This is a genomic window from Modestobacter lacusdianchii (genome assembly GCF_054177765.1).
Genome location: NZ_JBJJTJ010000006.1, coordinates 1 through 21,022 on the forward strand (window position 1 = coordinate 1; position 21,022 = coordinate 21,022).

The following is a 21,022-nucleotide window of genomic DNA, read 5'->3' on the forward strand; positions in this document are numbered from 1 at the left end:
GATTAAGGGCCACCAGTACCCCCCCCCCACCCCCCCCCCCGGCCCACACAACCCCCCCAACAGCGGGCCGCCCCCCCCCCCCCCCCCCCCCCCCCCCCCCCCCCCCCCCCCCCCCCCCCCCCCCCCCCCCCCCGCCGCGCCGTTCCGGGTCGCCTCGGCCGAGGAGACGGCGGCGCTGGAGCCGACCTGGCGGCGGCCGGCCGCCGTGACGAGGGAGGGCGGAGCCGGGTGAGCGCCGAGCGGCCGTGGACGTTCCTGACCAACCACGGGCACGTCCTGCTGGCCGTCGCCGGGGCGCCGGACGCCCGGGTCACCGAGATCGCCGCGCAGGTGGGCATCTCGCCCCGGGCCACCCTGACGATCCTCGGTGACCTCGCCGACGCCGGGTACGTCCGCCGCACCCGGGTCGGGCGGCGCACCCACTACGCCGTGCAGCCGCACCAGCCGTTCCGGCACCCCGCCGCCGCGGCGCACGAGGTCGACGAGCTGCTGGCGATCTTCCAGCGGCCCCCGGCCTCCGGCTGAGGCCGGCCGCACCGGCGGTGACCGGCCGGCCGCCGGGGGTGGGCACCCGCCCCCGGCGGTCCCACCCGGCCGCGGAACTCCCTTGACCTCAGGTGCACCCGAGGGGCCAGCATCGCCGCTGGACGCCCGGACGGACGGGGTCCCCGGGTCGACACCGGCACGCCGATGACTTCCCGGTCGCCGTCCGGTCCTCCCTGACAGAGCCGCCCGTGCAGCGCACCAGTGAGGAAGCCGATGACCATGCAGACCACCCTCGCCATCGAGGCGAGCGGGCTGGGCAAGTCCTTCGGGGAGACCCGCGCCGTCGCCGGCGTCGACCTCGCCGTGCCGGCCGGCACCGTCTACGGGGTGCTGGGCCCCAACGGAGCGGGCAAGACCACCACCATCCGGATGCTGGCGACGCTGATCCCGCCGGACCAGGGCAGTGCCCGGGTGCTGGGCCACGACATCGTGTCCGAGGCGGACGCCGTCCGGGGGCTGGTCAGCCTGACCGGCCAGCTCGCCTCGGTCGACGAGGAGCTCACCGGCCGGGAGAACCTGGTGCTGATCGGCCGGCTGCTCGGGTACTCCCGCGCCGCCGCCCGGGCCCGCGCCGACGAGCTGCTCGACGCCTTCGACATCGCCGAGGCCGCCGGCCGGCTGGTCAAGCACTTCTCCGGCGGCATGCGCCGCCGGCTGGACATCGCGGCGAGCATCGTCGTCACCCCGCAGCTGGTCTTCCTCGACGAGCCGACGACCGGGCTCGACCCGCGCTCCCGCAACCAGGTCTGGGAGATCGTCCGGGCGCTGGTGGCCGAGGGGACGACGATCCTGCTCTGCACCCAGTACCTGGAGGAGGCCGACCAGCTGGCCGACGGCATCGCGGTGATCGACCGGGGCCGGGTCATCGCCGAGGGCACCCCCGGCGACCTCAAGGCCTCGGTCGGCACCGGCTCGCTGCACGTGCGGCTGCGCGACCCCGGGCAGCGCGGCGAGGCCGCCGAGCTGCTGGAGCGGATGGTCGGGCAGGTCGCGCTGGCACCGGAGCCCTCGGCGCTCTCGGCCACCGGGGCGGATGCCGGGCAGGCGGCGGTCGCCGTCGCCGAGCTCACCCGGGCCGGCACCCGCTGGCCCACTTCACCCTGACCCAGCCCAGCCTCGACGAGGTCTTCCTGTCGCTCACCGGCCACCCCACCGAGGAGACGGCACCCGCCGACGACACCCTGCAGGAGCAGCTGTCATGACCACCACGACCAGGGAACCCACCGGCGCGGACACCGCCGCCGTCCGCCGGGCCATCTCCGCCAGCCCCCGGCCGCCGCGGCCCGGGCCGCTGTCGGCGGCGCTGACCTTCGGCTGGCGGGGCATGCTGAAGGTCAAGCACGTGCCTGAGCAGCTGCTGGACGTGACCGTCACCCCGGTGATGTTCCTGCTGATGTTCACCTACCTGTTCGGCGGTGCGATCGCGGGCTCGACCAGCGCCTACCTGGACTACACGCTGCCCGGGTTGCTGGTCATGTCGGTGCTGTTCACCACCGTGTACTCCGGCATCTCGCTGAACACCGACCTGACCAAGGGCGTCGTCGACCGGTTCCGCTCGCTGCCGATCTGGCGGCCGGCGCCGCTGGTGGGCGCGCTGCTGGGCGACAGCGTCCGCTACGTGGTCGCGGGCACCGTGATCATCGTGGTCGGCGTCGCGCTGGGCTTCCGGCCCGACGGCGGCGTGCTCGGCGCGGTCGCGGCGCTGGCGCTGGTCGTCGTCTCCTCGTTCGGGCTGTCGTGGGTGTTCTCGGTGCTCGGGCTGCTGATGCGCTCGCCGAACGCGGTGATGAACGCCGGTTTCATGGCGATCTTCCCGCTCACGTTCCTGTCCAACGTCTTCGTCGACCCGGCGACGCTGCCGGGCCCGCTGCAGGCCTTCGTCGACGTCAACCCGATCTCGGTGCTGGCCACCGCGTCGCGGTCGCTGATGGCCGGCTCGCCCGACGGCACGGCGATCGTCGTCTCGCTGGCGGTGGCGGCCGGGCTGGCGGCGGTGTTCGTCCCGGTGACCACCCGGCTGTACCGCAGCCGCTGACGGGCGGACCGCGGCTGGGCGGCGATCAGACCGCACACCGAGGCGATGGCGGCCACCGCGGCGACGCAGACCGCGGTCAGGACCGCGTGGCGTCGACGGGGGTTGGAGGTGGTGGGTGTTGCGGCCGGTCCGCCGGCAGGTGGGTGCGCACGGTCCTCGCCGGGCCAGGGGGCACCGGCGCCGGGGCAGTGCCCGGGCGCCGGTGCCGGGTGGGGTGGGTCAGCTGCGCCGGGTGGCGCGCACGACGACGTCGTGCAGGTGGACCAGGCGGCCGTCGGCAGCGGTGAGGCTGCGGTGCAGCTCTTGCGCGGTGTGCACGTCCCACCCCGCGTCGTCCCACTCGGGGTCGCCCAGCAGGGCGGTCACCGAGGCGGCGGTCACCGTGGCCCCGGCGGGCGGCCGGCCGTCGTCCCCCGGGTGGCCGTGGCCGTGGGCGTCGTCGTCCAGGTGCCCGACGACGAGCAGCGTGCCGCCGGGAGCCACCCACCGCGCGATCCGCGCGTAGAACGCCAGCTGCGGCATCGCCGGGTGGGCGTAGGCGGTGGTGACCAGGTCGAACGGGGCCTCCGGTGCCCAGTGGCCCAGGTCCGCCGCCACCCACTGCACGCGGTCGCCGACCCCGCTCGCGGCGGCTCGGTCGGCGGCCCGGGCCAGCGCCTCGGTCGAGATGTCCGCCGCGGTGACCCGCCAGCCGTGCTCGGCCAGCCAGATGGCCTCGGCACCGGCACCGCACCCGGCGTCCAGCGCCCTGCCGGGCACCAGGTGGCCGACCTCGCGGGCCAGGTGCGGGTTCGGGGGGTTGCTGCTCATGGACCCGCGGTCGCCGGCCCGGTCGTGCTGCCAGTGCCGTTCCCAGTACGCCCGGTCGAAGTCGTGGCCCCCGCCGGACCGGTGGCCGTGGCCGGCGTCATGGTCCCGGCTCGACGGCGCCGGTTGCTGCTCGCTCATGTCAGGTCCTCCCCATCGGTGTGCACGGGGACGATGACCTGCGACCCCTCACTTGCGCAAAGTTCCTTGCCGAACTGGCAATCGACTGATGAGCGACCCCTGGAGCCGGACCATCGACGCGGTGGGCCCGCGGCTCCGGCAGCTGCGGCAGCGACGCGACGCCACCCTGGTCGACCTCGCGGCAGGGACCGGCATCTCGACCAGCCCCCTCTCCCGGCTGGAGGCGGGGTTACGGCGCCCAGGCTGGAGCAGCTGCTGCCGCTGGCCCAGGCGCACGGGGTGAGCCTCGGCGAGCTGGTCGACGCACCACCCACCGGCAACCCGCGGGGTCGACCTGCGGCCCATCGCCGCCGGCGGCGGGTCGGTCGTCATCCCGCTGACCCGCCGCCCCGCCGCCCCGGGGGCATCCAGGCCCACGAGTTCGTGCTGCCGGCCGGGAGCGACGACGCCGAACCGGAGCCGCGCACCCACGAGGGCCGCGACTGGACCCACGTCCTCGACGGCACGCTGCGGCTGGTGCTCGGCGAGCACGACATCCGCCTCGCGCCGGGCGAGGCCGCCGAGTTCGACGTCCGGGCCCGGCACTGGTTCGGCGCCTCCAGTGCCGGGCCCGTGGAGTTCCTCAGCCTGATCGGCCGGCAGGGCGAACGGGCGCGCGACCGGCGGGGCGTGGCCGCCCCCGTCGTCAGGCCGCGGCCGGCACGCCCGGCGCCGCGTCGACGAGGAAGGCCGCCAGGCTGCGGGGCGGCCGCCCGGTCACCTGCTCGACCGTGCCGGTGACGGGAGTGAAGCTGCCGCGCTGCACCCGCTCGTAGGTGAAGGTGAGGATCTCGCGGTCGAAGCCCGCCGTGCCGGCCACGGCCTCCTCGACGGTCACCTCCCGGTGCACCACCGGGCGGCCGACGCCTTGGGAGAGCAGCTCGGCGGTGCGCGGCAGGGTGAGCGCCTCCGGTCCGGTGAGCTCGTACCGCCGGCCGGCGTGCCCCCGGTCCAGCAGCGCACGCTCGGCCACCGCCGCGATGTCCCGGGCGTCGATCCAGGCGATCTGCGCACCAGCGTCGGGGAAGGGCAGCTCGCCGCCGCTGGTGAGCAGGTCGAGGTAGAAGCGCGGGTCGGTGAACACCTGCATGAACCAGCTGGGCCGCAGCACCGTCCAGCTGCGGCCGCTGGCCTGCACCACCTGCTCGGTGCGCATGGCCCAGCCCTCGGGGCCGACGTCGTCCGCGCTCTGCTCGGACAGCAGGACGACGTGCGCCCGGTCGGGTACCCGGTCGAGCAGGGCGCCGATCAGCTCGGGTGCGTCGGCCCGGTCGGGCCGGACGACGTAGACGGCGTCGACGCCCTCGACGGCGGCGGGCCAGCCGGCCGGGTCGTCCCAGGAGAAGGCGGTCGGCCGCACGCCCGGGGCGGTGACGGTGGTCGGGTCGCTGCTGCCGCCGAGCACCTCGACGTCCGGCCGGGCGGTGAGCAGCTCGGCCAGCGGGGCTCCGGTCTTGCCGCGGACCCCGGTGACCAGCACGCGGGTCGGGGCGGTCGCTGCGCCGGGAGCGGTCATGTCGATCTCCTCCGATTGGTTGAGTGACTGAAGTACTTCGCCCATGCAAGCACGGATCCCTGAGCCACTCAAGTAATCTGGGTGCGTGACCGAGTCCTCGAGCCCACTCGGGCAGCAGCTGTGGGACCTCGTGTACGGCTACGACGCCGCCTACGACCGGGCGGCGCAGCAGGTCGGGCTGAGCGCGGCCCAGGCCTGCCTGCTCGACCAGCTCACCCGGGGCACCAGCTCCATGGGGGAGCTGGCCACCGCGCTGCTGTGCGACGCCTCCAACGTCACCCAGCTGGTCGCCCGCCTGGAGGCGCGCGGCCTGGTGACCCGCGAGCCCGACCCGGCCGACCGGCGGGTCAAGCGGGTGTCGATCACCGCGGCGGGCCGCCGCGAGCACCGCGCTGTCCGGCGGGCGTTCGACTTCCCGGCCGAGACGCTGAGCCGGCTGACCGTGGCGGAGCAGCAGCTGCTGTCCGAGCTGCTGGGGAAGATGCAGGCACCGCCGGAGTCCTGACCGACGGGGCCGCCTACGGCGAGGTGGGCAGGTGGACGAGGACCCGGAGCCCGCCCCCGGGCCGCGGCTGGACGGCCAGCGACCCGCCGTGCACGGCGACGATGCTCGCCACGATGGCCAGCCCGAGGCCGACGCCGGCGTCGTCGGTGCGGATCCGCGTGGTGACGCGCTGGAACGGCTCGGTGAGCGTCGCGACCAGCTGCGGGGCGACCACCTCGCCGGTGTTCTCCACGGTGAGCGTGGCGTACCGGGGGCCGCCGGTGGTGGTGATCCACACGGCGCCGCCGGAGGGGAGGTTGTGGACCACGGCGTTGTGCAGCAGGTTCGTCGTCAGCTGCAGCAGCAGGGCCGGTGAGCCGACGGCGGGGCTGACGTCCCCGGAGGTCTCGATGACCACGCCGCGCCGTTCCGCCAGCGGGAGCAGCGTCTCGGCGGCCTCCTCGGCCAGCAGCGACAGGTCGACGTCCTCCCGGTCCAGGGCGCCGTGCTCGGCCCGGCTGAGCAGCAGCAGCGCTTCGGTGAGGGCGATCGCCCGGGCGTTGACCGCGTGCAGGCGTGCGAGGAGCTCGCCGGTGTCGGCAGTCGGATCGGTGCGGGCGAGGTCCAGGAGGGCCTGCGTGACGGCCAGCGGGGTGCGCAGCTCGTGCGACGCGTTCGCCGCGAACCTGCGCTGCTCGGCGACGTGCCCCCCGATCCGGGCGAGCATCGCGTCGAAACCGTCGGCCAGCTCCCGGAACTCGTCGCTGCGCCCGGGCAGCCGGACCCGGTGGGAGAGCGAGCCGCCGGCGGCCAGCCGGGTGGCCTGGCTGATCCGGGTCAGCGGCGCGAGCATCCGGCCGGCGAGCAGCCACCCGCCCACGAGGCCGACGACGAGCAGCACGGCCAGCACCGCGGCCGCCTTCGGGACGAAGGCGCGCTGCAGGTCGCCGCGGTCGGGGATGAAGACCGACCGCGGCATCTCGCCGGACCCCGGCACCGCGGCCTGGCCGTACCGGACGTCCTCGGGCACGTAGCGCAGCAGGAACACCCACACCACGGCCAGCAGCAGCACGCCGGCGAGCATCAGGAAGCCGGCGTAGCTGAGGGTGAGCCGGGCGCGGACGCTCATCCCCGGCCGGCGGTGCGCCGCCTCAGTCACCCGCGGGGCCGGTGTCGATGCGGTAGCCGACGCCCGGCACGGTCGCGATCACCCACGGCTCACCGAGCCGCTTGCGCAGCGCGGAGACGGTGATCCGCACCGCGTTGGTGAACGGGTCGGCGTTCTCGTCCCACGCGCGGGCCAGCAGGTCCTCGGCGCTGACCACACCGCCGTCGGCGGCCACGAGCACCTCGAGCACGGCGAACTGCTTGCGGGTCAGCGCGACGTAGCGGCCGTCCCGGAACACCTCGCGGCGGAACGGGTCGACCCGCAGGCCGGCGAGCTCCCGCACCGGTGGCCGGTTGTGTGCCCGCCGGCGGTCCAGTGCCCGCAGCCGCAGCACGAGCTCCCGCAGCTCGAAGGGCTTGGTCAGGTAGTCGTCGGCGCCGAGCTCGAACCCCGAGGCCTTGTCGTCGAGCCGATCGGCGGCGGTGAGCATCAGGATGGGGGTGCCACTGCCGGAGGCGACGATGCTCGCGGCGATCTCGTCGCCGGACGGCCCGCACACGTCCCGGTCCAGCACGGCGATGTCGTAGGTGTTCAGGCCCAGCAGTTCCAGCGCGGTGTCACCGTCCCCGGCGACGTCGGCGGCGATCGCAGCCAGCCGGAGCCCGTCGCGGATCGCATCGGCCAGGTAGGGCTCGTCCTCGACGATCAGCACGCGCACGCGGCGATGCTAGGAGCGGGCGCGTATCGCCGGGGTATCGGAAACCGCTGACGCGCCGGTGACACCGCGCTGCCTTGACTCCGGGCATGACCCGGAACGCACCACCACGGACGACGCCCCGCCGGGGCGGACGCATCCTCACCGCAGCCGTGCTCGCGGCGGTCGCGGGCACGGTCGTCGCGACGACCCACCTGTGGCCGACGGCCGGGCCCGAGGTCCCGCCACCGCCGGCGGCGGGATCGGCGGCCTCCGGGCCCGCCGTGGTCGAGGCCCTGCCCCGCGTGCTGGGCGGCGCGGGCGGTGGTGCCATCGGCCCGGCGGACGGCGTCCTGCCCGCGGGCACGACGGTGCACGACGACGACCTCCCGGGCGTGGCCGGGCTCGACCCGGCGCTCCTGACCGCACTGCGCCGGGCGTCGGCCGACGCCGCGCGGGACGGCGTCCGGCTCGAGGTCAACAGCGGCTGGCGCTCCCGTGCCTACCAGGAGCAGCTGCTCCGCGAGGCGGTCGGCGAGCACGGGTCGGCGGAGGAGGCCGCCCGCTGGGTGGCGACCGCGGACACCTCCGCACACGTGTCGGGGGACGCGGTGGACGTCGGGCCGCCCGCCGCCGCGCAGTGGCTGGCCGAGCACGGTGCCGGGCACGGGCTCTGCCCGGTGTACCGCAACGAGCCGTGGCACGTCGAGCTGCGGCCCGACGCGGTCGGCCACGGCTGCCCGCCGATGTACGCCGACCCCACCGAGGACCCGCGCCTGCAGGAGTGATCCAGCACCCCCGAGAACGCCGCCGGCGTCCACCGGGACCCGGCGGGTGCGCCCCGGCCGTCAGGGCCCGGCGACCCGGAAGACCGGCCAGCCGATCTCGGTGCGCCAGGCCGCGGGCCCGGGGACGTCGCGAGGACCGACCAGATAGACCTCGCGCACCGGCCCGGCCACCGCCAGGGCGTTGGCCACCACCCACGCGCCCAGCTCTCCGTAGGTGACCTCGATGTCGTCGTGCGCACCGACGTGGGTGGTGACGGCCAGCTCGACGGCCGGCAACGTCACCGGGCGCACCCGGCCGCGGCGCGGCGGACGGGCCGCCGGCCGGTACACGAGCACGTGCCCGCGGCCCTCCTCGAACAGCGCGTTGTCGTACAGCCCGCCCGGCGGGCCGGCGGCCTCACCGACGACGGCGTCCAGCTCGGCCATGGCACCGGCGTACCAGCCCAGCACCTCCTCGTGCGTCACGTCGCCCTCGACGGCGGCCACCGACGTCGCCGGCACCGCGCGCAGTTCGACGTCCAGGGGCGGCGGCTCCGGCCGCAACAGCCGGCGGAGCGACGCCACCGCGGCACGGGTGCGGTCCAGCTGCTGCTCCAGCCGCTGCAGGTGGTCGGCCACCAGCGTGGCGCGGGCGTCGGGGTCGGGGGAGCGGAGGATCCGCTGCACGTCCGGCAGCGGCACGTCCAGCTCGCGCAGGCGGTGGATGACCTGGGCCGACGGGATCTGGTCGGCGGTGTACCAGCGGTAGCCGGTCGCGTCGTCCACGTGCGCCGGCTCGAGCAGGCCCGCGTCGTGATACCGACGGAGCGTCCGGATGCTCAGGTGGGTCAGCCGGGAGAACTCTCCGATCGCCAGCACGGCCCCACCTTGCACCCTCCCCCCGGGGGAGACCCCAGCGCGTGCCCCTCCGGGCCCCGGCCGTCGCCTCGGATCGCGCCCCGGCGCGCCGCCCGGTAGGACGGTGGGCGAGGCGCGGCCACCCCGCCACCCGACGACACGAGGGACCGATGTGACCGCACCGACACTGGACGTCGACCCGTGGCTGGTCCGTGAGCCGCAGGTGGGCCTCACGACGCTGGCCGCCGCCGAGTCGCTCTTCACGCTGACCAACGGCCACGTCGGCATCCGCGGGACGCTCGACGAGGTCGAGCCCTTCGGGATGCGCGGCACCTACCTGTCCGGGGTGCACGAGACGCACCCGCTGTCCTATCCCGAGGGCGGCTTCGGGCACCCGGAGGAGGGGCAGGCGCTGCTCACCGTCGCCGACGGCACGCCGGTGCGGCTGCTGGTCGACGGCGTCCCGCTCGACGTGCGCGAGGTCCGGCCTGAGGTGCACGAGCGCACGCTGGACCTGCGCGCCGGGACGCTCGACCGGCGGGTGCGCTGGAGGACGCCGCGCGGGACGACGATGGAGGTCACCTCCCGGCGGCTGGTCTCCCTGGCGGAGCGGTCGGTGCTCGCGGTGCGGTACGAGGTCCGGGCCCTGGACGGGCCCGCGCACGTCGCGGTGCGGTCGGAGCTGGCCGGCGGGCAGGTCACCCCGACCGGCGTGGTCAACGACGACCCGCGCGTCGCGGAGTGCCTCGACCGCGCTTTCGAGTCGCTCATCTGCGCCTGCACCCCGACCGGTGGCGCGCTGGCGTCCCGGACCCGCCGGTCGGGCATCACGGTCGCCAGCGCCGTCGACCACCGGGTCGACGGCGGGCGGGTGGCCACGGAGTCCGACGGCGACCGGATCGTCACCACCGTCACCGCCGACCTGACCGCCGGCGACACCCTCACGCTCACCAAGGTCGTCGGGTACGTCTGGGCGGTGGACACCGGCGGGGACTCGCTGGTCGGCGAGGCCTCGGCCGCGGTGGACTCCGCGCTGGACCTCGGCTGGGACGGGCTCCTCGCCGCGCAGCGCGAGGTGCTCGACGAGTTCTGGGCCACGGCGGACGTGCAGGTCGACGGCGACCCCGAGCTGCAGCAGGCGCTGCGCTACGACGTCTTCCAGGTGTTCTGCTCGGCCGCCTGCATCTCCGGCGCGCCCGTCGGGGCCAAGGGGCTGACCGGCATGGGGTACAGCGGCCACACGTTCTGGGACGTCGAGGGCTTCGTGCTGCCCACGCTGACCCTGCTGCGGCCGGACGCGGCGGCCCGGCTGCTGCGCTGGCGGGCGGCGACGCTGGACTCCGCCCGGGACCGGGCCCGCACCCTCGGGGTGGCGGGCGCGGTGTTCGCCTGGCGCACGATCAGTGGGCCGGAGGTCTCCGCGTACTGGCCGGCGAGCACGGCGGCGGTGCACGTCAACGCCGACATCGCCCGCGCGTTCTGGTTGTTCGAGAACGCGACCGGTGCCGACCTGGAGTCCGTCGGCGGGCTGGAGGTGCTCGTGGAGACCGCGCGCGCGTGGCTCTCGCTGGGCCACGCCGACGACTCCGGCGCCTGGCACCTGTTCGGCGTCACCGGGCCGGACGAGTACACCGGCGTCGTCGACGACAACGTCTTCACCAACCTGATGGCCCGGGCCAACCTGCGGCGTGCCGCCGACGCCTGCCGCCGGCTGGCGCACCAGGCCTCGGACCTGGGCGTGGACACCGACGAGATGGCCGCCTGGCGGGCCGCGGCCGACGCGGTGTCCGTGCCGTGGGACGACGCGCTGCGGGTGCACCCGATGAACTCCGGTTTCACCACCTACGCGGACTGGCCGTTCGAGGACCTGGAGGACAGCTACCCGATCGAGCAGCACCACCACTACGCCCGGTTCTACCGGCGGCAGGTGCTCAAGCAGGCAGACCTGGTCCAGGCGCTGTGGTGGTGCCGCGACGAGTTCACCGCGGAGGAGGTGGCCCGCGACCTCGACTACTACGAGGCGCGCACCGTCCGCGACTCCTCCCTGTCCGCGGCGGTCCAGGCGGTGGTGTGCGCCCAGGCGCAGCACCCCGACCTGGCGCTGCGCTACCTGCGCGAGTGCGCCCTGGTGGACCTGCGCGACGTCCGGGGCGACACCCGGGAGGGGCTGCACCTGGCCTCGGTGGCCGGTGCCTGGCTGGCGTTCGTCGCCGGCCTGGGCGGGCTCCGGGACGACCACGAGGAGCTGGAGATCGCGCCGCTGCTGCCCTCCGCGCTCTCCCGCACCGCCTGGTCGGTCACCTGGCGCGGCCGGCTGCTCCGCGTCGAGACCACCCGTGCGGGCACCACCGTCACCCTGGTGCGCGGCGACGGGCCGGTGCCGGTCGTCGTGGACGGGGTGCCGTTGACCGTCACGGCAGCGGCCCCGGCCCAGGCGCCGCTCCGCGCTCCGACGCCCCTGCTGGAGGAGCCCCGGCAGCCCGCCGGACGCGCACCGCGCACCTGACGGCGCCGGCGTCCGGTGGTCGGCTCAGCCCTGACCGGCCGCCCGGTCGGGGGCCTGCGACGACGGCGGCCAGGGCGGCAGCGCCGGTGGGGTGGTGAGCTCCCGGTAGGCGGTGGTGTGGGCGCGCAGGGCACTGACCGCCTCGGCGACGTCGGTGGTCACCCGGCCGGCCGTCGGTGCTGCTCGCTCCGCCGCCAGCACCGCGTCGCAGACCTCCGCGAGCGTGTGGAGGTACGCGCGCGCATCGGACTCCACGTCAGCCCGCCCGGCCGGGCCCGCCAGCGCCGCCTGTCGCAACAGCTGCTCGAGCCGGGCGCCCTCGTTCTCCAGGCCGGGCAGCAGTGCGGGCACGTCGCCGAGGTGCGCACCGGCGGCCTGCGCGGTGGCCACCTGTCGACGCACACGCTCGCGGGCCCGGGCGATCTCCAGCTGGAGCTCCGCGGCCGTGCGCCGCGGGCCGGGCGGCAGGCGGCGGGCAGCGACGGCCGTGGCGCCGTGCGCGCCGAGGGTGCGGGCCCGGGCCACCAGCGGGCTGCGCCGGACCCGCCGCACCGCCAGCCACCCGATCAGCAGGGCGGCCATCACGAGCACCAGGAACACGCCACCGAGGACGGCGAGCACGGTCGGGTCCAGCGACACCAGCCACGCCAGCTCGTCGTCGGCCCGGACGTCCAGGGCAGCGGCCTGGCCGGTCGGCAGCGGGGTGGTCATGCGACTCCTCGTCTCGGGGCGTGCGCCGTCGGGGAGGCAACGGTCGCACCGCCCCCGACGGTTCCCCGCTGCGCGCCGCCCCCGGTGACAGGGCCCGGCCGCCGGGGTCGGACCCGCCGCGCGATCCGATCAGCTCTCCGTGGGCGCCGGGAGCAGCCCCAGGGCTGCCATCAGCGCGCCGTAGACCAGCGCCGGGCCGGTGTGCGGCAGCCGCTTGCCCGCGGCGGCGCGGGCCTGGCCCCGGCGGTGGGCCCAGCGCTCGGCGGCCACCGTCCCGGCGACGGACCCGGCCAGCGCGGCGGTCAGCACCCCACCCGCGACGGCCTTGGTGCGCAGGGGCAGTGCGCGCAGGGTCTCCGGGAGCGAGGCGCCCTCCTCGGACGCGGGCTCCCCACCGGTGGCGGGCGGGGTGGCCCGCAGCTGGCGGACCGCCACGGCCGCGGACGCGGTCAGCAGCCCCGCCTTCGCCCAGGCGCGGGCGGTGCGGGAGGGGACCAGGTCGGGGCTCGCGTACCAGAGGGCCGTCAGCGCGCCGGAGGTCAGGCTCATCACGACTCGGGAGGACGTCGGCTGGGTGCTCATGCCGCCATCCTCACCCGACCGCACGGCCATCCGGGAGCCCCGACCACGGCATCGCCGCTGCCGAGGTGGGCACCGGTCCCGCCGGCCGGTTCGCGCACCCAGCGGCGTGCCCGGCCGCCCGGGCGCACCAGCAGCCGTGGGTACGGGGCTGCTGGTGCGCCGGTGGCCGACGACGGTGGGCGCGACCGGCTCGCTGCCGGCCGCGCCCACCGCCGCTCACCTGCGGCGGCGGACCAGGACGCCCACCAGCCCCGCCGCGACGGCCACCGCGGCGAGCACCCACCGGCCGCGGTCGGCGGCGATGACCACGACCGCGACCCGCGGCTGCACCCGCCGGGTACCGAGCAGGAGCCCACCGGCCGGTGAGTCGACGCCGGCACCGGCGACGGCCACCGGACGGGACGGCGACTCCAGGTGGGCGGTGATGCCGGCCGCGGCCAGGGCGTCGGCCAGCCCGCCCACGTCCCGCCGGCCCGGTGCCACCCCGGTGCGCGCGGTCGCCGCCTCGCGGAGCCGGGTCACGAAGGCCCCGACGTCCTCGGCGACGACCCGCACGTCAGCGCCGTCGGCGTGCACCTGCACGCCCGACCCGTCCACCTCCAGCGACAGCTGGCCGGACAGGTGGAGCGGGCCGTGCGGCTCCGTCATCCCCGGCTGGCGTTCTCGGCGGTCGTGATCCGCAGGGTGCCGTTGAGCCGCCAGACGGCGCGCGGCGCATCGGCGCCGGTCTCGCGCGGCACCTCGACGACCATGTCGACGAACTCGTAGTTGATCGCGGCGCCCTTGCCGGTGAGGTACGACCACATCTCCTTGCCGAGGTCGGCGAAGCTGGTGGTCTCGTGGGCCTTGATGTCGCGGGAGCCGGTTGCTGCGTCGGAGCTGGTCATGCTCATCGGGGCGATCTCCTCGACCGTCGGGGTTCCGCCGGCGCTGCTGCCGACGTCGGTTGCGCCCTACCCGATACCGCGCGAGACGAACACGTCGCGCTCCGCTGTCGACGGCGGGGTGGCTCGCCGGGCCGGGGTGCCGCCCGGCCCGCCGAGGCTGAGACGCCGACGGCACCCGGCCGGTCGGCGTGCCGGGCAGCAGCCCGGGTCGGCGTCAGGTCTGGGCGGAGGCACCCGACCGGCTGCGCTCGGGAACGACGTCCCCGGCCGGGCCGACGTCCTCCGCCGGGCGACGGGCCAGCCTGCTCGGCCACCACATGCCCCGGCCCACGTCCAGGGTCAGCGAAGTGACCAGCACCGAGCGCACGACGATCGTGTCGAGCAGCACGCCCAGGGCCACGGCGATGCCCAGCTGGGTCAGGAAGGTCAACGGCAACGTGCCCAGCACCGCGAACGTCGCTGCCAGCACCAGACCGGCCGAGGTGATCACCCCGCCCGTGGCCGCCAGCCCGATGAGGGCGGCCCGGTGGGTGCCGTGGTCGACGGCCTCCTCCCGCACCCGGGTCATCAGGAAGATGTTGTAGTCGATGCCCAGGGCGACGAGGAAGACGAAGACGAACAGCGGGAACGAGCTGTCGGTCGCGGTCACGCCGAGCGTCCAGTCGAAGAGCAGGGCGCTCAGCCCCAGCGCGGCACCGTAGGACAGCACGACCGTGGCGATCAGGAGCACCGGCGCGACCAGCGCCCGCAGCAGCACACCCAGCACCACCAGGACGACCAGCATGATCAACGGGATGATGACGACGTTGTCCCGCTGGGAGGCGTTCTGGACGTCGAGGTTGAGCGCAGTGTTGCCGCCGACCAGCGCCTCGCCGTCGCCGGCGTCGTCCAGCACCGCCCGCAGCCGCTCGATGGTGGCGTAGGCGGCCTCGCTGTCGAATCGCTCGACCAGCGAGGCCTCCACCAGCGCGCGGTCGCCGACCACCTGGGGTGGCTGGGTGGCGGCGATCCCCTGCGTCGCGGCGGTGGCCTCGGCGACCTCGGCGACGGAGCCGGCCGTGGTCAGCACGTACACCGGGTTGCCCGCAGCGGCCGGGAAGTGCCGGGACGCCACCGCGTCGCCCTCGATCGACTCCGGGGTGCCACGGAAGCTCTCCGCCTGGGTGAGACCGCTGGGCTGCAGCAGCAGCACGCCCGCGCAGGCGGCCAGCAGCAGTGCGCCGGTCACCAGCCAGGTGGCGCGCGGCCGGGGGGCGATGCGGGCGCCCACCCGCGCCCACAGCCCGGTGGCGCTCGGCTCGGCGCTGCCGAAGGCCGGCCGCACCGGCCAGAACACCCAGCGTCCGCAGATGACCAGCAGCGCGGGCAGCAGCGTCATCAACACGCAGAGGGTGACGGCGACGCCGATCGCGGCGACCGGACCGAGCCCGGCGGTGGAGTTCATCTCCGCCACGACCAGGCACAGCATGCCCAGCACGACGGTGCCGCCGCTGGCCAGCACGGCCGGCCCGGCCCGGTGCACGGCCTCGGTCATGGCCTCGTGCCGGTCGGTGTGCAGCCGCAGCTCCTCGCGGTAGCGCGCGACCAGCAGCAGCGCATAGTCGGTGCCGGCACCGACCACCAGGACGGTGAGGATGCTGGCGCTCTGCGCGTTGACGGTGAGGTCGGCGTGCCGGGCCAGCAGGGTGATCACCGCCTGCGACACGGACAACGCGATGACCGCGGAGAAGATGGGCAGCACCCACAGCACCGGGCTGCGGTAGGTGAACAGCAGGATCAGGATGACGACGCCGAGCGCGGCGAACAGCAGCGTGCCGTCGATGCCCTCGAACGCCTCCGCCGAGTCGGCGGCGCTGCCGGCCGGTCCGGTCACGTAGGCGGCCAGGCCCTCGGAGCCGCTCTGGGCCTCGGCGCGGATGTCGTCGACGATCGGGGCGATCTGCTCCCAGCCGTCCTCGCCCACGTTGAGCGGCACGATGAGCTGCGCCGCCTCGCCGTCCTCGGCGGGCACCGGCCCGACCACCTCGCCGTCGAGGGCCCCCAGCTGCCCGAAGGCCGCGACGTCCGCCTGGACCGCCGCGGTGTCCTCGGCGGTCAGCCCGGTGCTCCGCTCGTAGACGACGACCGCGGGGATGAGGTCGGGGTCGGAGCCGAGCTCGGTCTGCAGTTGCAGCGCCCGGGTCGACTCCGCGTCCGGCGGCAGCCACGCCGCGATGTCGTTCTCCTGCTCGTCGGTGAGCCCGCCGGCCACCGGAGCAGATGCCGATCTAGGCACGCCGGCCGACGGTTCGGATGCGGCGAGGACAGCAGCCAGTACAGCAACGCGGTCTGGACGGCGGCAGGCGCGGGAGAACGTTCACGGTTGTCTTTGCCCCCTGACCTCCGGAAACTAGTCGTGCGCGGATGCTGACGAACACCCCGCACGAAGCGGTTGGTCAAGGGGTGGGCTGCTGCAAGAGTGCACGGCAGGCAAGCCCGCCGAGGCCCGGCCCGCCCCGTGCATCCGGGTGCTCGGCGCTCACCCGTCCTCCACCGACAACGACGAGACGGCCGGCTCGGACGTGCCCGAGGTCGACCCCGGCGACCTCGTCCGCGCCGTGCTCGACGCCTGGCCGCAGGAGTCGGCCACGGCCAGCGACGAGCCGGAGCCGATCGGATCAGTCGCGGGAACGGAGGTGGCCACGGATCGCGTCGGAGACGGCGTCGGGTGCCTCTGCGCTGACCAGGTGCGACGTCCTGGGGATGGACAGGAAGGCAGCTCCCTCGATGCCGTCGGCGATCGCGCGGACCATGGGCAGCGGTGTGGCTGGGTCCTCTGCGCCGGCGATCACCAGGGTGGGGGTGGTGATCTCGCGCAGGCGGTCTCGGATGTCGAACGCTGCGATGGCATCGCATGCGGCGGCGTAGCCCTCAGGTGGTGTGTCCCGGAGCATGGCGAGCAGCCGACCTGCTTCGTCGGGGTGCTGCGCGGCGAACTCCTGGGTGAACCAGGCGCCGGTTCGTGATGGGACCAAAAACTCGGTGCCCTCCGCACGGACCTTGGCGGCCCGGAGGGGCCAGGACGGTGGGTCGGCGAACCGTGCGGCCGAGGCGATGATGGTGAGGGTGGGCAGCCGGGTCGGCGCAGTCACCGCGAGGTGGAGCCCGATCGCACCGCCGATCGACACCCCGGCGTAGTGGAAGGTCGCGACGCCTAGCTGGTCGAGGAGGGCGAGGACGTCGCCACTGAGGTCAGCGATGGTGGTGGGTCCAGCGACGACGGCACTGTGGCCGTGGCCGCGCAGGTCGAACCGCAGGACCCGGAACTGGTCGGACAGGGCTGCGGCTTGGGCGTCGAAGAGATGGAGGTTTGTGCCGAGGGAGGGGCCGAGCACCAGCACGGGTGCGTGTGTGGGGCCGTCGATGACGTGGTGCAGCGTGGCGGTGGTCATGGGTTCCTCGTCGGTGTCGGCTCTGCTGGTGGGGTCGACGGGGTCGGTGCGTCGTCGGATGTCCGGGCTCCGGACCTGCCGGAGGCGTTGGGCCGGGGGAGTGCGGCGGCCCGGGCGCTGTCGAGGGTGAACCGGTGGTGGTCCCAACCCTGGTTAAGGGGGGCGAAGTAGGAGAAGCGGACCTGCTTGATCTGGTAGCGCCAGCCGTTCGGTGTGCGGGTGAGGGTGTCCTGGTAGCGACCGGCGGCCACGTGCGGGACGCCGTCCACGACACAGGGTTGCCAGAGCAGGGACGTCGCATGGGCCTCGTCCGCGCCGGGGTGCACCGTGATCTCCAGGTTGGAGATGTGGTGCCAGAAGGTGGTCAGGCCCTGGTCGGCGAGGCCGGCGAAGAACCGCACCAGATCGGATCGGCCACGGACCACCGACAGGCCGTCGAAGGTGCCGTCCGGGGTGAAGCAGTCGACGAGCTCGTCCCACTGTCCCTGGTCGAGATACCTGCAGTAGCGTGCGTCGAGCTCGCGGATGGCTTCGCGGTCCTCGAGCACCGCGATCCTGCGCCGGAGGTCGGCCATCGGGTCCCGTGTGGGCGTGGGGTTCACGCGGGCTCGAGGAAGTCCAGGCCGACCGGCCCCGACCACGCCGTGCCCGGTCGTGGGGTGGCGAGGGGGACCAGCACCTGACCCCGGTCGGTGACCTGGACGAGCAGCAGCGGCCCGGGACCTGCGACGGGGCGGGTGACCCGGACTCGGTAGAGGCCGGGGGCCGGGATGGCCGCGGTGGGGTCACTGGGGTGCAGCACGCTGCCGGCAGCCCCGCCCGCGGCGAGCAGGCTGCCTTCCAGGCGGTGGGGTCGGCCGAGCATGCCGGCGGCACCGAACACGTCGCCGGCGGCCAGAGCCTGTCGGACCCCGGTGGAGGAACAGCGGACTCCCGCGTGGGGGTGCAGCGGGGCCGCGGTCACCGTCCAGCCGAGTTCGGGGCCCAGTGCGCGCAGCAGGGCGACGTCCCCTCGTCCTCGGGAGCCGAACCGGAAGTCCTCACCGACCACGATGGACATCGCGTGCAGACCGTCGCCCAGTACGCGGCGGGCGAAGGAGTCGGCGGCCTCCCCGGCAAGATCTCGGTCGAAGGTCAGCACGAGTACCCGGTCGATGCCGCTCTCGCCGGCCAGCTCAGCGCGCCGCCGGGGGCTGGTGAGCGCCGAGGTGTCCCGTGCGGGGCCGGCGACTCGGGCGGGGTGGGGGTCAAAGGTCACCAGGACGACGGGCAGGCCCAACCGATCGCCGTGTGCGGCTGCGGTGCCCAGCAGCTGTTGGTGGCCGGTGTGCACGCCGTCGAAGACGCCGACGGTGACCACGCACGGGCCCCAGTCGGCGGGGACGTCGTTTAGCCCCCACCACAGGTTCACCGGGGACTTGTCGGCGTCGTGGACGGCCGGGGGGTGCTCGGTGTGGGCGGAGGTCATGGGGCCGTGTTGGCCGACAGCGCCGAGGGGTGCTCGGTGAGGGCGGTGACCTGGACGGTCATGAACGGGAACAGCGGCAGGGACCACAGCAGGTCGTGCATCGCGGTCGAGTCGGGGACATCGAAGATCGAGATGTTGGAGTACTGGCCCACCACCCGCCACAGGTGGACCCAGGTGCCCTCGCGCTGCAGCTGCAGGGCTCGGGCCTTCTCGGTGGTCACGAGCTCGGTGCGCTCGTCGGGGTCGAGGTCGCGGGGGATGGCGACGTCCATCCGGACGTGGAAGAGCACGATGCCTCCTGGGCGTCGGTCGGCTGGAGGGTCAGGCCCGGGTGAACCGGGCGACCGCGGCGGCGTCGAGGTCCACACCGAGTCCGGGGCCTTCGGGCAGGTGCAACTGCCCGTCGCTGTAGCGCAGCGGTTCGGTGAGCAGCCCTTCGCTCATCAGCAGCGGGCCGAACAGCTCGCTGCCGGCGGTGACTGCGGGGGATGCGCAGGCCAGGTGAAGGGACGCGGTGGTGCCGATCGGGCCCTCGATGGAGGTTCCGCCGTGGCAGGGCACGCCGGCGGCGGCGGCGATCGAGGCAATGGCTGCGGTGCGCCGCAGGCCACCGGACTTGGTGGTCTTCAGGCTGAACACGTCGGCCGCTCGGTGCTTGACCAGGCGGAGGGCGTCGCCGGGGGTCCGCAGGCTCTCATCGGCCATGACGGGGATGGACAGGGCGGCGTTGATCTCGGCGAGCCATTCGAATTCCGGGCCGGGCACGGGCTGCTCGATCAGCTCGATGCCGGCGTCGGCGAGGTGGGGCAGCCAGCGCAGGGAGGTCTGCAGGTCCCAGCGGGCGTTGATGTCGACCCGCACGCCGGCGCTGCCCCGCAGCTTCTCAGTGACTTCGATGATGCGGGCGACGTCCTGGGCGGGTTCCTGGGCGCCCATCTTCAACTTGAAGGAGGTGTGCAGGCCGGCGTCGAGCTTGGCCTGGGCTTCGGCGACGACTTCGCTGGCCGATTCGGTGCCCAGCGCCCAGGTGACCGGGATGGCGGTGCGGGCCAGTCCACCCAGCAGGGTGTGGACGGGGACGCCCAGAGCGCGGCCCCAGGCGTCGTGCAGGGCGACCTCGATGGCGGCCTTGGCGTAGAGGTTGTTGGCCACGACATCGTCCATGGCCTGGTAGATCGCGGCGATGTCGTCGACGCGTCGGCCGATCAGCTGGGGGGTGAGGTAGTTCTCGATGATGACCTGCATGGTCTCCACCGACTCCCCGCCCCACCACGGGCCGCCGGGGACGACGCCTTCGCCGGTGCCGGTGGCGCCGCCGGCGGTGTGGATGGTGACCAGCAGCAGGGGTTGGGCGGTCATGCCGGTGCGTGCGAAGCGGTGTGGGCGCACAAGGGGCACATCGAGGATGGCGGTGTCAACGCGGTCGATGGTCAGGTCGTGCACGGTGGTCTCCTCAGCGCTGGTGCGGGCACCCGGCCGCATGGCCGGGTGCCCGCGGGTGTAACAGGGTCAGTTGCGCTCGAGCACGAAGTCGTAGGTGACCTCACGGGTGCCGTTCCCGGCGTCGGTGGGGTCCAGGATCAGCTCGGGCTTGGTGGCCTCGGCGACGTCGGAGTCCAGGTACTCCCCACCGGCGAAGTACAGCTGCGTGGTCACCGTGCGGTGGCCCTCGGCGCTGACGAGCAGGTGCAGGTGGGCCGGGCGCCAGGGGTGCCAGCCGGCGGCGGAGATGAGCGCTCCGGTCGGGCCGTCGGTGGGCACCTGGTAAGGAGCGGGCTGGATGGTGGTGATCTCGAAGCGGCCCTGGTCGTCGGTGGTGACCACGCCGCGCAGGTTGCCGGAGGGGATGTCGGGGGCGAAGCCGGAGTAGTAGCCCTTCTCGTCGGCCTGCCAGATGTCCAGGACGGCGTGAGGCACCGGCGAGCCGTCGGTGCCGGTGACCTGCCCGCGGAACAACAGCGGGGTGCCCTTCTCATCGGGGCGGGCCGGCAGCGTGGCCGGGGAGGTCAGCTGCACCTGCTCGGGGAGGTAGTAGGGGCCCAGGATGGTGCCCTTGGTGCCGGTCTGGGTGCGGGCGGCGACCTCCTCGACGGCGTGCTCGACGAACACGTCGAGGAACAGCGGCCACTCCCCGCCGTCGCCGACGTCCATCAGCCACTTCTTGGCGGCCTGGAACTCCGGGTAGGTGACCTCGTGCTCGCTGATGACCTGGTGCACTGCGCCCAGCAGTGCCCGGGCCAGGGTGTCGACCCGGGCGGTGTCGCTGACGGCGCCGGCGCCGGAGTACTGGCTGGTGGAGCGGAAGGACGCGCTGGCCGAGGCGCCGGAGTCCGCGGCGGTGGGGGAGGTGGCGGCGGCGCTGTGGTCGATGGCCGACTGCTCGACGGCGTTGTCGGTGGTGGTCATGGTGCTGGCTCCAGTCGGGAGTGGTGGATGAAGGTC

General features: G+C 74.7%; 24 protein-coding genes. 8 read left to right on the forward strand and 16 right to left on the reverse strand.

Translation table 11 applies throughout. The features are described 5' to 3' along the window. Positions 1-228 precede the first annotated feature (228 nt). The 3 genes from ACJTNH_RS05680 to ACJTNH_RS05690 all read left to right on the forward strand — a co-directional run bounded on the left by ACJTNH_RS05680 (position 229) and on the right by ACJTNH_RS05690 (position 2,581). Positions 229-525, forward strand: coding sequence for a winged helix-turn-helix domain-containing protein (locus tag ACJTNH_RS05680; protein WP_458173465.1), 297 nt, complete (start codon positions 229-231; stop codon positions 523-525). A 234-nt stretch (positions 526-759) separates the two neighbouring features. Next, positions 760-1,650, forward strand: a complete 891-nt coding sequence (locus ACJTNH_RS05685) for an ATP-binding cassette domain-containing protein (protein ID WP_458173467.1) — start codon at positions 760-762, stop codon at positions 1,648-1,650. Between the two features lie 94 nt (positions 1,651-1,744). Then, the gene (locus tag ACJTNH_RS05690; protein ID WP_458173469.1) at positions 1,745-2,581 is read left to right on the forward strand and encodes an ABC transporter permease; all 837 of its coding nucleotides are present in this window, start codon (positions 1,745-1,747) and stop codon (positions 2,579-2,581) included. A gap of 219 nt (positions 2,582-2,800) precedes the next feature. Here the strand turns inward: ACJTNH_RS05690 and ACJTNH_RS05695 are convergent, their stop codons facing one another. Further along, on the reverse strand, positions 2,801-3,529 hold the full coding sequence (locus tag ACJTNH_RS05695; RefSeq protein ID WP_458173471.1) for a class I SAM-dependent methyltransferase: 729 nt from the start codon (positions 3,527-3,529) through the stop codon (positions 2,801-2,803). Between the two features lie 88 nt (positions 3,530-3,617). Here ACJTNH_RS05695 and ACJTNH_RS05700 point away from each other — a divergent pair, with 88 nt between their 5' ends. Both ACJTNH_RS05700 and ACJTNH_RS05705 read left to right on the forward strand, forming a co-directional pair. Further along, positions 3,618-3,812 (forward strand): helix-turn-helix domain-containing protein, encoded by a 195-nt coding sequence (locus tag ACJTNH_RS05700; protein ID WP_458173473.1) that lies wholly within the window; start codon positions 3,618-3,620, stop codon positions 3,810-3,812. Between the two features lie 140 nt (positions 3,813-3,952). After that, positions 3,953-4,309 carry a cupin domain-containing protein gene (locus ACJTNH_RS05705; protein ID WP_458173827.1) on the forward strand — a complete coding sequence of 119 codons (357 nt, stop codon included), beginning with the start codon at positions 3,953-3,955 and terminating at the stop codon, positions 4,307-4,309. Here ACJTNH_RS05705 and ACJTNH_RS05710 read toward each other — a convergent pair. Next, positions 4,215-5,084: an NmrA family NAD(P)-binding protein gene (locus tag ACJTNH_RS05710; RefSeq protein ID WP_458173475.1), complete on the reverse strand. Its 870-nt coding sequence runs from the start codon at positions 5,082-5,084 to the stop codon at positions 4,215-4,217. The two genes, ACJTNH_RS05705 and ACJTNH_RS05710, sit on opposite strands and share 95 nt — an antisense overlap. 85 nt (positions 5,085-5,169) lie before the next feature. Here ACJTNH_RS05710 and ACJTNH_RS05715 point away from each other — a divergent pair, with 85 nt between their 5' ends. Beyond that, the gene (locus ACJTNH_RS05715) at positions 5,170-5,589 is read left to right on the forward strand and encodes a MarR family winged helix-turn-helix transcriptional regulator (protein WP_458173477.1); all 420 of its coding nucleotides are present in this window, start codon (positions 5,170-5,172) and stop codon (positions 5,587-5,589) included. A gap of 13 nt (positions 5,590-5,602) precedes the next feature. On the opposite strand, the gene ACJTNH_RS05720 is transcribed toward ACJTNH_RS05715, so the two are convergent. Then, positions 5,603-6,727, reverse strand: coding sequence for a sensor histidine kinase (locus ACJTNH_RS05720; protein WP_458173479.1), 1,125 nt, complete (start codon positions 6,725-6,727; stop codon positions 5,603-5,605). Beyond that, on the reverse strand, positions 6,720-7,394 hold the full coding sequence (locus tag ACJTNH_RS05725; protein ID WP_458173481.1) for a response regulator transcription factor: 675 nt from the start codon (positions 7,392-7,394) through the stop codon (positions 6,720-6,722). Before ACJTNH_RS05725 ends, ACJTNH_RS05720 begins: the two co-directional genes overlap by 8 nt. An 86-nt stretch (positions 7,395-7,480) precedes the next feature. Between ACJTNH_RS05725 and ACJTNH_RS05730 the strand changes: the two genes are divergently transcribed. Continuing rightward, on the forward strand, positions 7,481-8,158 hold the full coding sequence (locus tag ACJTNH_RS05730; protein WP_458173483.1) for a M15 family metallopeptidase: 678 nt from the start codon (positions 7,481-7,483) through the stop codon (positions 8,156-8,158). Positions 8,159-8,218: 60 nt separating this feature from the next. Here ACJTNH_RS05730 and ACJTNH_RS05735 read toward each other — a convergent pair whose 3' ends face one another. Continuing rightward, complete coding sequence (locus tag ACJTNH_RS05735) at positions 8,219-9,016, reverse strand: MerR family transcriptional regulator (RefSeq protein ID WP_458173485.1); 798 nt, start codon at positions 9,014-9,016, stop codon at positions 8,219-8,221. 151 nt (positions 9,017-9,167) lie between these two features. Here ACJTNH_RS05735 and ACJTNH_RS05740 point away from each other — a divergent pair, with 151 nt between their 5' ends. Then, the gene (locus ACJTNH_RS05740; RefSeq protein WP_458173487.1) at positions 9,168-11,501 is read left to right on the forward strand and encodes a glycoside hydrolase family 65 protein; all 2,334 of its coding nucleotides are present in this window, start codon (positions 9,168-9,170) and stop codon (positions 11,499-11,501) included. Positions 11,502-11,525: 24 nt separating this feature from the next. Here ACJTNH_RS05740 and ACJTNH_RS05745 read toward each other — a convergent pair whose 3' ends face one another. The 11 genes from ACJTNH_RS05745 to ACJTNH_RS05795 form a co-directional block, all read right to left on the reverse strand. Further along, positions 11,526-12,212: a hypothetical protein gene (locus ACJTNH_RS05745; RefSeq protein WP_458173490.1), complete on the reverse strand. Its 687-nt coding sequence runs from the start codon at positions 12,210-12,212 to the stop codon at positions 11,526-11,528. Between the two features lie 129 nt (positions 12,213-12,341). After that, the gene (locus ACJTNH_RS05750) at positions 12,342-12,794 is read right to left on the reverse strand and encodes a hypothetical protein (RefSeq protein WP_458173492.1); all 453 of its coding nucleotides are present in this window, start codon (positions 12,792-12,794) and stop codon (positions 12,342-12,344) included. 216 nt (positions 12,795-13,010) lie between these two features. Beyond that, complete coding sequence (locus ACJTNH_RS05755) at positions 13,011-13,442, reverse strand: hypothetical protein (RefSeq protein ID WP_458173494.1); 432 nt, start codon at positions 13,440-13,442, stop codon at positions 13,011-13,013. Beyond that, positions 13,439-13,687: a hypothetical protein gene (locus ACJTNH_RS05760; RefSeq protein WP_458173496.1), complete on the reverse strand. Its 249-nt coding sequence runs from the start codon at positions 13,685-13,687 to the stop codon at positions 13,439-13,441. The genes ACJTNH_RS05755 and ACJTNH_RS05760 overlap by 4 nt, the downstream gene beginning before the upstream one ends. Before the next feature lie 208 nt (positions 13,688-13,895). Next, the gene (locus tag ACJTNH_RS05765; protein WP_458173498.1) at positions 13,896-15,956 is read right to left on the reverse strand and encodes an MMPL family transporter; all 2,061 of its coding nucleotides are present in this window, start codon (positions 15,954-15,956) and stop codon (positions 13,896-13,898) included. A 382-nt stretch (positions 15,957-16,338) separates the two neighbouring features. Next, a complete protein-coding gene (pcaD, locus tag ACJTNH_RS05770) occupies positions 16,339-17,112 on the reverse strand; it encodes a 3-oxoadipate enol-lactonase (protein ID WP_458173500.1) in 774 nt (257 codons plus the stop codon). Then, positions 17,109-17,687, reverse strand: a complete 579-nt coding sequence (locus tag ACJTNH_RS05775; protein ID WP_458173502.1) for a nuclear transport factor 2 family protein — start codon at positions 17,685-17,687, stop codon at positions 17,109-17,111. Before ACJTNH_RS05775 ends, pcaD begins: the two co-directional genes overlap by 4 nt. 23 nt (positions 17,688-17,710) lie before the next feature. Beyond that, positions 17,711-18,580: an adenylyltransferase/cytidyltransferase family protein gene (locus ACJTNH_RS05780; RefSeq protein WP_458173504.1), complete on the reverse strand. Its 870-nt coding sequence runs from the start codon at positions 18,578-18,580 to the stop codon at positions 17,711-17,713. Continuing rightward, positions 18,577-18,870, reverse strand: a complete 294-nt coding sequence (locus tag ACJTNH_RS05785) for a muconolactone Delta-isomerase (RefSeq protein ID WP_458173506.1) — start codon at positions 18,868-18,870, stop codon at positions 18,577-18,579. The genes ACJTNH_RS05780 and ACJTNH_RS05785 overlap by 4 nt, the downstream gene beginning before the upstream one ends. Positions 18,871-18,901: 31 nt before the next feature. Then, positions 18,902-20,023 carry a muconate/chloromuconate family cycloisomerase gene (locus ACJTNH_RS05790; RefSeq protein WP_458173508.1) on the reverse strand — a complete coding sequence of 374 codons (1,122 nt, stop codon included), beginning with the start codon at positions 20,021-20,023 and terminating at the stop codon, positions 18,902-18,904. Between the two features lie 66 nt (positions 20,024-20,089). Beyond that, positions 20,090-20,986 carry a dioxygenase family protein gene (locus ACJTNH_RS05795; RefSeq protein WP_458173510.1) on the reverse strand — a complete coding sequence of 299 codons (897 nt, stop codon included), beginning with the start codon at positions 20,984-20,986 and terminating at the stop codon, positions 20,090-20,092. Between the last annotated feature and the right edge of the window lie 36 nt (positions 20,987-21,022).

Bases quoted from the DNA above. Each gene is read 5' to 3' on its own strand.
- ACJTNH_RS05685 (WP_458173467.1), top strand. From the start codon at position 760: ATGACCATGCAGACCACCCTCGCCATCGAGGCGAGCGGGCTGGGCAAG.
- ACJTNH_RS05690 (WP_458173469.1), top strand. From the start codon at position 1,745: ATGACCACCACGACCAGGGAACCCACCGGCGCGGACACCGCCGCCGTC.
- ACJTNH_RS05695 (WP_458173471.1), bottom strand. From the start codon at position 3,529: ATGAGCGAGCAGCAACCGGCGCCGTCGAGCCGGGACCATGACGCCGGC.
- ACJTNH_RS05700 (WP_458173473.1), top strand. From the start codon at position 3,618: ATGAGCGACCCCTGGAGCCGGACCATCGACGCGGTGGGCCCGCGGCTC.
- ACJTNH_RS05710 (WP_458173475.1), bottom strand. From the start codon at position 5,084: ATGACCGCTCCCGGCGCAGCGACCGCCCCGACCCGCGTGCTGGTCACC.
- ACJTNH_RS05730 (WP_458173483.1), top strand. From the start codon at position 7,481: ATGACCCGGAACGCACCACCACGGACGACGCCCCGCCGGGGCGGACGC.
- ACJTNH_RS05745 (WP_458173490.1), bottom strand. From the start codon at position 12,212: ATGACCACCCCGCTGCCGACCGGCCAGGCCGCTGCCCTGGACGTCCGG.
- ACJTNH_RS05750 (WP_458173492.1), bottom strand. From the start codon at position 12,794: ATGAGCACCCAGCCGACGTCCTCCCGAGTCGTGATGAGCCTGACCTCC.
- ACJTNH_RS05755 (WP_458173494.1), bottom strand. From the start codon at position 13,442: ATGACGGAGCCGCACGGCCCGCTCCACCTGTCCGGCCAGCTGTCGCTG.
- ACJTNH_RS05760 (WP_458173496.1), bottom strand. From the start codon at position 13,687: ATGAGCATGACCAGCTCCGACGCAGCAACCGGCTCCCGCGACATCAAG.
- pcaD (WP_458173500.1), bottom strand. From the start codon at position 17,112: ATGACCACCGCCACGCTGCACCACGTCATCGACGGCCCCACACACGCA.
- ACJTNH_RS05775 (WP_458173502.1), bottom strand. From the start codon at position 17,687: ATGGCCGACCTCCGGCGCAGGATCGCGGTGCTCGAGGACCGCGAAGCC.
- ACJTNH_RS05780 (WP_458173504.1), bottom strand. From the start codon at position 18,580: ATGACCTCCGCCCACACCGAGCACCCCCCGGCCGTCCACGACGCCGAC.
- ACJTNH_RS05795 (WP_458173510.1), bottom strand. From the start codon at position 20,986: ATGACCACCACCGACAACGCCGTCGAGCAGTCGGCCATCGACCACAGC.